Consider the following 12,011-nt stretch of genomic DNA (forward strand, 5'->3'; position numbering starts at 1 on the left):
TCTACTTTTTCTGGGTAAGGTCAGACACCATAGGGGGCACTGGAATGACACCCTACTTAACCGTCATACCGCCGCGGTATCTCTTAGCCGCTAACAAGTAGCGGGATGACAGGCTAGCCTGTCATCCGAGTAGCCTCCTTCTCCTGTTATCCCAGTGCTTCCTTCTCCTGTCATCCCAGTGCCCAGACACTGGGATCCAGGAAACTTAATTGCAAGTAATGCATTGGGTTTGGTGAATATGGGTTTTGCGTTATAAAATGAAGCACTTTTGGTGAATTTGTAAAGAAAGCTGGATCCCAGTGTCTGGGCACTGGGATGACAGGAGAAGGAAGCACTGGGATGACACCATTTGTTGTGTTTAACAAAGTTCGTACTTAGCTTCATGTTAGCCATAAATATTTAAGAAATTTACCAAACAAAAAAAAGGCAAAAGAAGCCATGGTCATTGTCTATTTTCAGTATTTGGCGTTTTTTAAGTCTTAAACGCTACAATTTAGCTGCTTTTAAGTGCAACTAACCTTAGCTTGAATGTTTAAGAAATTTACTAAGCAGAAAAAAAGGCAAAAGAAACCCCGTGGTAATTAGTGTTCACTTCCTAATCCTGCAAATTGGCGTACTATACTGTCTTAAACAGCGCGTTTCAACTTATATAGCTAGAAATACTGTGAAGACATAAGGTGCACATAGTGCAAAAAATTAAAAATAAGACGCCAACCACGTTGTTTTCTTGCTGTTTAATCTGCACAAATGAAGATAAATGAATACCTTCAGTTTCATGATAAGGGAGCTGGCGGAGTTTGTAAAGTAATTTTTATGGCCTAGCGTCCGCGCTGGAATGACATTGATGAATCATTACTCAAATAATGGCTATGCAAGAGCTCTATTAAACTGTACATTTTGGAAGTTGTTGGTATTATTTTAATAAAATAAAACTAATTCTTTGGTATAAAGGTGTGGTAGGAAGTGTTTTTCTTTTAAATAATGGGTATGGAGAGTTTGAATGATGCAATATCTAAGATCACTGATTATAAATTTACAAATTATGCAATATTAGAAGAGGCACTAACCCACCCAAGCGTAAATAAAAGGAATAGCAAAAACCAGATTGTAAGCTACGAAAGACTAGAGTTTTTAGGCGATAGTGTTTTGAATATGGTCGTATCTGCCATACTGTTTAAACTATTTCCTGAAGAAAAAGAAGGGGCATTGGCAAAAAGAAAGACGGATTTAGTTTGTGGCAACACCATTGCTAATGTTGCTAAAGAAATAAAATTAGGCAGCTTTATCATCATGAATAATAGCGAACGCTGCAATGGAGGGAGATGTAACTTAAAAAATTTAGAAAACTCGCTTGAAGCACTAATAGGTGCAATTTATGTTGATGGCGGACTTGAAAATGTTGAAAAATTTATTATCCAATATTGGGAAAAGCTAGCTAAAAGCATGCTTGATCCCCCTCAAGATCCTAAAACCTCACTGCAAGAATGGACTCAGAAAAACAAATTGCCTTTACCAGAGTATGAGCTTGTAAAACAAACTGGACCAGCGCACAATCCTGAATTTACTATATCAGTTTGCATAGAAGATTACGGTAAAGTTTCTGCATGCGCTTCTAGTAAAAAGATTGCTGAACAAAAAGCTGCTGAGTTGATGTTAGAAAAAATTGGAAAAGACGCTTCAGTTTAGGCAAAATAGGCATTAATGTAAGTTTTAAGGAATTCTTTAGGGGAATTAAGGAGAAGCATAGTATTTTTCAAACCAAATCTGTGATTTAAGATATTCTATAACTAACCCAAAAAATATAGCTAATGCAGGAAACGAAACAAATTTATGGTTATATTGAACAATTTAAATTGTCATTTCAGCGTTGCTCGTATAGCTAACTATTCTAGCGTTGCATATCAACTCAGTATGTAAATCTTTGACTAAAGCTACAGCGCATTCTTTTTGAACAATTATACTGATTTTGATTTCGGATGTTGTGATAGCAAGTATTTCTATCTTTTTTTCGCTTAAAACCTTGAGTGTGCGGTGCATCACTTCAGTGTTAGACATAACACCAATACCAATTATTGAAATTTTAGCTACATTATTGTTTATAGCATAATTTTCATTCTTATTCAGTAACTTTTCCATTAAATCAATATCAAATTTGGAGATAACAAAACTTGACCCATGTATCATATCAATTTTAACGTTTGCCCCTACTATATCTCTTAAAGTACGCAAGTTATTTGCAAGGTTAGTGAAAGTTACAAGAGCTTCATTAGTGCTATAAGCTATTCCAGTAATTAAGTATCTCTCTAGTACATCCCTTTTGTGTAGTACTGTGGTGCCTTCTACTTCTTTAAAAGTGGATAGCACTTGCACTTTAATGTTATGCTTCATTGCAAGTTGTACTGAACGATTATGCAGTATTTTAGCACCAGATGACGACATTTCCAACATTTCATCGTAAGAGATAAATTTGAGCTTGCGTGCCTTTAGAACAATTCTCGGGTCTGCTGTATATATTCCATCAATATCAGTAAAAATTTCGCAAATTCTAACACCAAAGGCTACCGTGAAGGCAACTGCTGATATATCAGAGCCTCCTCTTCCAAAAGTAGTGATTCTATCATCATTTATACCCTGAAAACCAGCGATGATCGCAGCAGTATAACCCTCAGCAAAAGATCTTTTCACACGGTCAATCTTTATTGTTTTTATTTTAGACTCAGAATAAAAATCATCAGTTATAATTGGTAACTGCCAGGCAAGCCACGATTTAGCATTAACTCCGATCGATTGGAGAGTGATAGCTAATAGACCGCAAGAAATTTGTTCTCCTGCTGAAAGCATAACGTCATACTCTGATAACTCTTGTCTGCAACTTAAATTTGAGATTTGCCTAGCCTGAAAAGCCATTTGGTCAGTAAATCCTGCAACAGCAGATACAACAACGATTACATTACAACCTTTCTCAATATCGTTTTTTATCAAATTTGCAACTCGGTTTAAATCAGTTAGCGAAGTCCCACCAAATTTTTTTATGATTATTTTGTCCATAGTTACAATATAACTCTCTTCTGAAGAAAAATATAGTTTTTGTAGAGATATAGCTAACTCAAATTAGGTTTACTGAAACAAATTTTATGATTGTATTGAACAATTTAAGTTGTCATTCCAGCGCGTGACGCTGGAATGGCTTTGTTGCATCGCACCTTATACTGGTAGTAATTTACGATAAATTCATGTAGCCATTTCGCATACCAATATCAGTGAATTTATTGAGCAAATAGCATTTGATTAGCAGTTCTTTTTCTCGATTTATCTCAGATTTGTTCCGAAAATTAAACCCGAATGTTTGTTTCAGTCGCGAGAAAAAACCTTCTACATAAGATCTTTTCCCATAATTTACTTTTTCTTTCCACTTTTTTATGCAATCATATGACTTTATTAGTCTAATTGCAGCATTTCTGTCAGAACCTGTTCATAATCTTTTAAGGAGTAAAGAAGTGAAAGCAAGAACGACCATTTGTAAGCTAGTGTTGAGTTTCCGCTCGCAATTTTTCCACAAACGCCTACATTTTTCCAACCAAGCAAAAGAGCGCTCAACAACCCATCTCTTTGGCAGTACAACAAAGGTGTGTAATTCACTTCGCTTTATTACTTCGACCGTCGAACCAATAGTTGCTTTTATTTGTGTTGCAAAATTTTCTCCAGTGTAGCCTGCATCAACAAGTATATTTTTAACTTCAGAGAGTTTTTCTTTAGCATTTTCGACCATTTTCATGGCACTGCTGCGGTCGGTTGCTTCTGCCGTTGTTACATAAATCGCGTGTGGTAAACCTTGTGTATCTACTGCAATATGGAGCTTTATTCCTGAAATTTTTTTACCTGCATCGTAGCCCTTATTTTCAGCAGTATCTGCATTTTTTACGCTCTGAGCATCAATTATACAAAAACTAGTTCTTTCTTTCCGACCATTGCTGATACGTGTCTCTCCAACTAATTTTTTTTAATACACGCTCCAAAGTACTTTCTGTATCTTCGCTTGGTTTTTCACTCCATTTTTTAAAATATTCGTAACAACTTCGCCATTTTGGAAAATCTTTTGGCAGCATTCTCCACTGACAGGCACTTTTTAGGACGTACAGCACTGCACAAAATACATCATACAAATCAAGTTTTCTTGGTTTTGTTTTCTTCCTACTACTCTCCAGAATTGATCTGATTTTTTCAAATTGTTCTCGACTTATGTCACTTGGGTATAAATTTCTCATATATCCTTATTCATATACATCATCTCATAGTTTATCACTTTTTTGAGATTATGAACAGGTTCTAAGAGAGAAAATTATTTTAGATAATGGGCAATCATTACTTGATTATGAAATTTTAGAGCACATTTTATATTCAGCATACAGTAGAATTGATGTAAAACCGATAGCAAAGAGTTTGATAGAAAATTTTGGCAGTTTGAATAAAATTTTTAATGCTGACCTGGAAGCACTGCAAAATGTTGATGGTGTCAGCAATGCAGCAATATCTGCCATCTTTTGTGTAAAACAAGCCTTTATTCGTTCTGCAAGAGAAGAAATAAAAGACCTGCCTATAATCGATAACTGGGAAAAATTGCTTGATTATTTAAGAATAAGCATAGGAAGCCTCAATAAGGAAAATTTTCGCGTCATCTATATGAATAAAAAGTATCGTCTAATAGCGGAAGACCTGCAAAACGTTGGTACAGTAGATCAAACTCCTCTTTATGTCAGAGAGATCATCAAGCGCGCACTTTTGATTGGTTCAACATCCATTGTAATATCTCACAATCATCCAAGTGGAGATACACAACCTTCAAATAGCGATATATCTCTCACTAGGCAACTAGCAGAAGCTTGCCAAAGTATAGGAATAGAATTAATAGACCACATTATTATTACATTCAGTAGCTATTTTAGTTTCAAGGAAAATAGGTTACTGTGAAAGCTTTTATAGCTAAAATAATTTATGTTTCCCGATACGCTTGCGACATGCTGTGAATACTATATCATGCACGAGCGATATCAGAAACAAATGGGATGAAATAAGTAAGTAAAAACCACAGAATGCAGTCTAACAGTGAACGCTGCTACTTACGTATCTGTTCAGACAATGGCGTCAACTTAAGAGCATACATTAGCAAACTCTCCTAAAGACATGATGGCGTTTGGGCTTATCTACTTTATTGCGGCTATACAATCTTCCCGGTCGGATCTTAACTTTGGCGCGTATACTTAAAAAGGGCTTGAAAATCTTTTGGCGCAACGAGCACTTGATAAAGTTTCTGTCTCATCACACCAAATAAAACTGAAAAATTTAAACGGTACTCGGCAATTTGATCTGGGTTCCAAGGCCCTTGTGCATCACACATATGAAGCGATAATATATTGCACATGACCAAGTTTGCCCAAAATTCTTGTAATACAGCCTCTCCAGAAAAATTTTCTAACTCTGCTCCTACTTTGAGTCGTTTCCTCTATGTGCCACCTTAATACATAAGCTTTGCTCCAAAGTCTCGGTCAAAAACTCTGTTTCTCCGTTGGCTAATGTCAGCTCTTACTTTCTGTCCTTTCATTTTATTTTTTAGCTTTTCATTTTCTAATATAAAATCAAAATCTGATTCGCCAGCGTTCCCATAGCTTGCTATAATTTCTTTTTTGCAAGCGAAAAATAAAATCTACTTCCAAATCATCATGCTGCTGAATCTGAAGACGATCATAGATAAATAATAATTTCTTTTGATTTAATGAACGCATTTGAGTGATAACTTCGGGTAATTGCTCTTCCGCCAACGTTTGTTCCCAAGCCGCAAGGCGAGCACTGCAAATCAGTGAAGTACATAAATCAACAAACAAATTGCCAGCGGTGCCTGTTGTTCCATTTGGTTCAAACTCGGATACAATTTCCTCAGAGCTGGGTAATCTCATACCAGAACCATCTGCTGCAATAAGTCTATAGCCTCTCCAGCTCAGATTCATCTTGATAGGCTGTTTGGATGCTTAAATTCTTTAAAACCTGTATTTATACCTTGCTTTAGAAAAAGCTTGCTTTGAGGGTACATGTCAATGGCTCCATAAGTTCACATTCTATTCCCAAACTTTTTTTAACTAACTTTAAAATCATAGAAAATACTGTCGTAAAAGCTTGTTCGCGTGAAACTCAACACAATGGATTCTCTGAAAAGCTTTCGAGTATATTAGACCTCTTTCGAAACTAGCATAAAGCCAAAGAAGATATACAATGGTAATTTAGTGTGAAGGAGATAGATGAAATACAAAACAGCAAAAGAGTTAGAAGATGAGAAATTTCGCAGATTAACAGGGCTAAAAAGAGCAACGTTTGATAAGATAGTGGAAATTCTAAGGAAAGCAAATAAAAAGAAGAAAGCTAGAGGAGGAAGAGCTAAGTGAGGAAAACATGCTCCTAATGGTATTAGAGTATCTCCGCGAATATCGGACATATTTTCATATTGCGCAAAGCTATGGAATCAGTGAAAGTGGAGCATATAAGACAGTAAAGTGGGTAGAAGACAAGTTAGTAAAACATCCAGATTTTGCATTACCAGGACGAAAAGAGCTCTTAAAAAGTGATATGGAATATGAAGTTTTAGTGATTGACGCAACCGAAACTCCTGTTGAGAGGCAAAAAAAAAGCAAAAAAGATTTTATTCAGGAAAAAAGAAAAAGCACGGTATAAAAACACAAATTATTACCGAAAAAGATAGTAAAAAAATTATTTGTACGTCTTTTTCAAATGCTAGGAAGCACGATTTTCGGCTTTTTAAGGAGTCAAGAATGCACATACTCTCGGACATAAAAGTCTTAGCTGATTCTGGCTACAGAGGAATGCAAAAGATACACAAAAATGTTGAATTACCGCACAGGAAGACGAAAAAGAAGCAGTTGAACAAGGTAGAAAAGAAAGAAAATCAAGAGCTTGCAAGTCAAAGAGTGATTGTAGAAAATGTAATTGGTCTGTTAAAAAGATTCAAAATAATTTCAGATAGATATAGAAATCGAAGAAAACGTTTTGGCTTGAGATTTAACCTTATTGCAGGAATTTATAATTGGGAGTTGTAGATGTGAAGTTTCGAAAGAGGTCTATTATATTTTTAATTTGTAGAATAAAATTTTTTCCTTTTTGCATGCTTCACCTAAAAAGGACACATTTTAAACTTCTTTGTTGAAATAAAATAGAAACAAAAGTGCTGTTTCCTGCGGCTTCTGGATAATTTAATGGTAAAAGTTTTAGAGAGAAATTTTATACACTATCGCTGATATTTTTCCTTAAGTTGACGCCATTGGCTGAACAGATACGAAGCAATAGGAGCTTCTCGAGTTGCAAAGAATATTTTGAAATCTGAAAGAATGATGTGGAATTTGTGTGCCGTAGAAGCATAAAGGATGCTCAGACAAAGAGCAAACTAAGTGCAAAAGCTACATAATAGATGAGGGTGGGCCCCTCAAAGCCGGTTTACAAGAGCAGGCTTTAAACAACCGTAAGCTGCTTTGATAAAGAGTCAAGGTAGTGAGCGTTACGGAAAAGGCACAATTATGTGTCATGTGTTGAATAGAGAGACGAACGCAAGTGAACCACTGATGAAGTGTCGAAACATCAAAGGTGACGTCAAAACCAGGGGGTAAATTCTAACTTGGGATAAACCTATCGGAAACTTGTTTACTGGGTAGCGGCATAAAGGTGGCGTGAATCTATTTTGGGCTATTGTGTGGAACTACGGGAACCTGTCGTTTCGATGACAAGGGAGAAATCCAAGAAGATAAACTTCAAGGATGAGAGTACCGATGCGAAAAACAGAGCTCGTAGTAGTGAAGAAATTTCTGTAATGGAAATGGAGCGAAGGGATTCAGTTTTATTAGTTGGGCAACCAGAAATGGGAGGAACTGACAAATAAAACGAGGCCATCAAATATATGACTGATGGCTGAATAATGGGAGCTGTGTGAGTCGAGAGGGTGCGCCGTGGCACGCATTAAGAAATACTTAGCAGAGCTAAGCGGGGTTCAGAATAAATGGCCTCGAGGTGAACAACTAACTTTAACCCGAAAGGGGAGGAGGACAAGAGCATGTATGTAAAGCGAGAGTTGTCTGAAGATGTGTAAGATAACGGCTTGCAACACCTGATCAATATGGTTAAAGCTAAACTGCTTGAATTCTAATCTTCAGGGGTGGGACTTCACATCCATGGGTATCACATTTAAAACCCCATGTCTACAGTAAGCACAGATTAAACTTTCGTTTGTGCGACATTCTGGCTGTAGAACGATAAGTAGTGAACTTATTTAAGAGGATGAATGGAAAACCTAAGTTGATCTAGAACAGTTCTTAGTGACGGAACATGGGATGACCTAAGGAACGCGAGTTCTATGGTTACGGAGTCATCGTAGTAGTCGTGGAAGTAACGAACCACCGGGGAATGTGGGAGAGCCACATACAGGGCAAAGGGTGACAGATAATTGAATGTTGAAATTGGGAGGTACGCAAGATGCGGAAAGCTGAAACAATACTTAACATTATACGTGAACGCGGACAAAGAAATCTGCCGGTTAAAAACGTATATCGCCTACTTTATCAGCGTGATCTTTACCTTCAAGCGTATGGTAAACTTTGTCGTAATAAAGGTGCTATGACAGAAGGTGTAACTGCTGAAACAGTTAATGGTATGTCTTTGGAGAAAATTGATAAAATCATAGAGGATTTACGCTATGAACGATATCGATGGATACCAGTAAAACGTATCTACATTTTAAAGAAGAGCGGTAAACGAAGGCCGTTAGGATTGCCAACATGGTCAAACAAGTTACTTCAAGAAGTAATCCGATTAATATTGGAAGCCTATTATGAGTCTAAATTTAGTGAGTGTTCACATGGATTCCGGCCAAAGCGTGGATGCCATACTGCATTAAAAGCAGTAACGCAAAAAGGCAGAGGTACAAAATGGTTTATAGAAGGGGATCTCAGAGCATGTTATGACTCAATTGATCATACCATATTGTTAAAAATACTGAGTGAAAGCTTTCAAGACAACCGTTTTATCCAACTAATCAATCGACTGCTAAAAGCAGGATATATGGAAAATTGGAAGTACAATAAGAGTCACAGTGGAGTACCACAGGGCTCTATTATTGGTCCAATTCTGAGTAACATATTACTCGATCGGTTAGATAAACATGTGGAACATACATTAATACCAGCAAATAACCGAGGTAAGCGAAGAAGGACAAACCCAAAATATTTAAGGTTAACCAAGCAAGTATCGATGATGAGAAAACAAGGGAATTGGGAGCAAGTAAGGCAACTGCGCCAATTAGTGCAGAGTATGCCATCTAAGGACTCTTGTGATCAAAATTATCGACGTCTTTGGTATGTTAGGTATGCTGATGATGTTCTGGTAGGGTTTGCAGGACCAAAAAATGAAGCTGAACAAATTAAAAATGAGATTGCTAGATTCCTCAATGAGGAGCTCAAACTTATGCTTAATGAAGATAAAACGCTTATTACACACGCATGTGATAGCAAAGCCAATTTTTTGGGTTATGAAATACACGTCTTGCATGCAGATGATAAACATGATCATCGGACACAGCGGTGTATTAACGGTAGTGTTGGCTTACGTGTACCACACCATATAAAGCAGAAAAAGTGTTCTGAATATATGCGTTGTGGAAAGCCTATACATTTACCTCAACGTACAATTGATACAGCTTACAGTATTGTTGCTCAGTATCAAACTGAATATCGAGGAATTGTACAATACTACAAAATGGCCTACAACCTTCACACACTAAGTTATCTGAAGTATGTGATGGAAGTATCATTAGTAAAGACTTTAGCATCTAAATACAAAACAACTTGCAGGAAAATTTATAGAAAATTTGGTGCGATGATTGAAAACGATGAAGGTGAAAAACGAAAAGTCATCCAAATCAGAGTAGATCGTTTACCATCAAAGATACCATTAATTACACACTTTGGTGCTGTGTCGCTAAAATGGAATAAATGGGTAAGCATAAGTGATAACCTTATACCAATATGGAATAAGCGTAGTGAAATAGAGCAAAGACTATTGGCACAAACTTGTGAATTATGTAAATCACAAGAGCAGATTGAGGTACACCATGTACGTAAACTTGCTGATCTACGAAGTAAGAGTAATGTTGAACTACCTGAATGGAAGAAAAGAATGATTGAACGACAGAGAAAAACTCTTGTTGTTTGTCATGAATGCCATAAGAAAATCCAATATGGGAAATATGATGGTGATTCCTTAAAACGTTAGATTATTGGAGAGCCACGTGATACGGAAACGGTCATGCGTGGTTCGGAGAGAGGCTGTTGGAAAAGTGCTTAATAGTAACTCGCTGGCTGCCTACTCTACCTCATGCACAGTTCTGCGACTTACTATTACCCATAAATCTATAAATGGTGAAAAAGCTGCTATTTTACTAATGCAACTTTCTATTATAAATAGATCTATGGTCTAAAAATGGAATATATGATGGAAAGAAATATAAATACCTCAACTGGCGAATGGGCAGAAAGTGAATTTGGAATTGTTAATTTTGGTGATATAAGATTAAGTAAGAGGCTTTTAAAAATAGTTAATAGTTTTGCTGAATCACCTGAGCGTTCAATAAATCAAGCTTGTGAAGATTGGCATCAAAGTAAAGCAGCTTATAGATTTTTCCAAAACGATGCCATTTCTGAAAGAAAGATATTAGACAGTCATATAATTAAAACTGTTGAAAGAGCTAAGGAACACTCAACCATCTTAGCTATCCAAGACACGAGTTATATTTCATATAAAAATCATAAAAAGACCGAAGGATTAGGGATTATAGCAGCAAGATTAACATCTAAAACAACTAATTTTAAAACCCATGGATTAGTGATGCATACAACGTTTGCAGTTACAACAGAAGGGCTACCTATAGGATTATTAGATCAAAAAATTAGTACTAGACCTTCCTTAGCTGAAGACCTAAAGGAGTTGAAAAGAAGAAGCCATAATACTGCTCTTCCCATAGAAGAGGAAGAAAGCATACGGTGCACTTAAAGATTCTACTCACCATCCTGGATTAAAGAACGTTAAGGTAGTTACCGTTTGCGATAGAGAAGCAGATATTTATGATTTATTTGAAGTCGCTTCCACTAATCAATCTCTTTTTGTAGTAAGAGGAAATCAAAACAGAACAGTAAATAAGAAGTCGACTTATTCTGAAAAAGGTGGTGAAAGGTTGTGGGATTTGCATGTCTTGTCAAGGAGAAATACAAGTCTGCTCGCAATGATAAACCTCAAAGAACAACAGTTTTAGAAGTAAAGTTTAGTAACTTTGTGATGAATGCATCAAAAAATAATGCTAGACGTAAAACCCAAAAACTTCCTAATTTAAGTTTAAATGCTGTCTATGTTATAGAAAAACACCCCCCATTTGGCGAAGAGCCTATGAACTGGGTTTTGTTGACAAATATAAATATTAATAATTTTGAAGAAGCAGTAGAAAAAATACAATGGTATTGCTTAAGATGGAGAATAGAGGTTTTTCATAAAATTTTGAAATCCGGTCTTAAAGTTGAAGAATGTAGGCTCCAAACAGCAGATAGATTAATCCGCTTTCTTACAATTATGAGTATAATTGCATGGAGAATATTTTTTATCACATTGGTAGCTAGAACAAATCCGAATCTTTCTTGCACTGTCATACTGACTGATGACGAATGGAAGGTTTTATATACCAAAATGCTTAAGACAAAAAACTATCCTGAGACTCCACCACCTATAAGAGAAATTGTGAGGTGGGTGGGCAAGTTAGGAGGGTTTTTAGCTCGCAAAAATGACTTAGAACCAGGCCCTATAGCTTTGTGGAAGGGATGGAAACGTCTCTTTGATTTAGCAGAAGGATGGAGACTTGCTCATGAATTCTATACTTGTGGGTAATAGTAAGGTTCTGCGAGAGGCTGGCGGGGAAG

7 protein-coding genes and 4 pseudogenes are annotated in these 12,011 nt (G+C 36.5%); 6 read left to right on the forward strand and 5 right to left on the reverse strand.

The window, feature by feature from the left end:
- Positions 1-90: 90 nt before the first annotated feature.
- Positions 91-393: a hypothetical protein gene (locus NBW39_RS09080; RefSeq protein ID WP_250295621.1), complete on the reverse strand. Its 303-nt coding sequence runs from the start codon at positions 391-393 to the stop codon at positions 91-93.
- Between the two features lie 594 nt (positions 394-987).
- On the opposite strand from NBW39_RS09080, the gene rnc reads away from it, so the two are divergent.
- Positions 988-1,686 carry a ribonuclease III gene (gene rnc / locus NBW39_RS03460; protein ID WP_250295748.1) on the forward strand — a complete coding sequence of 233 codons (699 nt, stop codon included), beginning with the start codon at positions 988-990 and terminating at the stop codon, positions 1,684-1,686.
- 162 nt (positions 1,687-1,848) lie between these two features.
- On the opposite strand, the gene NBW39_RS03465 is transcribed toward rnc, so the two are convergent.
- The 3 genes and pseudogenes from NBW39_RS03465 to NBW39_RS03470 all read right to left on the reverse strand — a co-directional run bounded on the left by NBW39_RS03465 (position 1,849) and on the right by NBW39_RS03470 (position 4,265).
- Positions 1,849-3,048 (reverse strand): aspartate kinase, encoded by a 1,200-nt coding sequence (locus tag NBW39_RS03465; protein ID WP_250295622.1) that lies wholly within the window; start codon positions 3,046-3,048, stop codon positions 1,849-1,851.
- A 172-nt stretch (positions 3,049-3,220) separates the two neighbouring features.
- Positions 3,221-3,466: pseudogene (locus NBW39_RS09215) on the reverse strand (IS5 family transposase); the annotation flags it as partial.
- A 6-nt stretch (positions 3,467-3,472) separates the two neighbouring features.
- Positions 3,473-4,265, reverse strand: a protein-coding gene (locus tag NBW39_RS03470) for an IS5 family transposase (RefSeq protein ID WP_250294889.1) whose coding sequence is annotated in 2 segments (ribosomal slippage) — positions 3,473-4,000 and positions 4,002-4,265 — 792 coding nt in all. Because the reading frame shifts where the segments join, the coding sequence is not laid out codon by codon here.
- 73 nt (positions 4,266-4,338) lie between these two features.
- Here NBW39_RS03470 and radC point away from each other — a divergent pair.
- Positions 4,339-4,968 carry a RadC family protein gene (radC, locus tag NBW39_RS03475; protein ID WP_250295749.1) on the forward strand — a complete coding sequence of 210 codons (630 nt, stop codon included), beginning with the start codon at positions 4,339-4,341 and terminating at the stop codon, positions 4,966-4,968.
- A gap of 192 nt (positions 4,969-5,160) precedes the next feature.
- Here radC and NBW39_RS03480 read toward each other — a convergent pair.
- Positions 5,161-6,266: pseudogene (locus tag NBW39_RS03480) on the reverse strand (transposase).
- 24 nt (positions 6,267-6,290) lie between these two features.
- Here NBW39_RS03480 and NBW39_RS03485 point away from each other — a divergent pair.
- The 4 genes and pseudogenes from NBW39_RS03485 to NBW39_RS03500 all read left to right on the forward strand — a co-directional run bounded on the left by NBW39_RS03485 (position 6,291) and on the right by NBW39_RS03500 (position 11,979).
- A pseudogene (locus NBW39_RS03485) lies at positions 6,291-7,103 on the forward strand (IS5 family transposase).
- 674 nt (positions 7,104-7,777) lie between these two features.
- On the forward strand, positions 7,778-7,936 hold the full coding sequence (locus NBW39_RS03490) for a hypothetical protein (RefSeq protein ID WP_250295411.1): 159 nt from the start codon (positions 7,778-7,780) through the stop codon (positions 7,934-7,936).
- 590 nt (positions 7,937-8,526) lie between these two features.
- The gene (locus NBW39_RS03495) at positions 8,527-10,320 is read left to right on the forward strand and encodes a reverse transcriptase/maturase family protein (protein ID WP_250294750.1); all 1,794 of its coding nucleotides are present in this window, start codon (positions 8,527-8,529) and stop codon (positions 10,318-10,320) included.
- Between the two features lie 216 nt (positions 10,321-10,536).
- Positions 10,537-11,979: pseudogene (locus NBW39_RS03500) on the forward strand (IS4 family transposase).
- Positions 11,980-12,011 lie beyond the last annotated feature (32 nt).

This window comes from Wolbachia endosymbiont of Oedothorax gibbosus, assembly GCF_936270435.1.
In the GTDB taxonomy this organism is placed as follows: domain Bacteria; phylum Pseudomonadota; class Alphaproteobacteria; order Rickettsiales; family Anaplasmataceae; genus Wolbachia.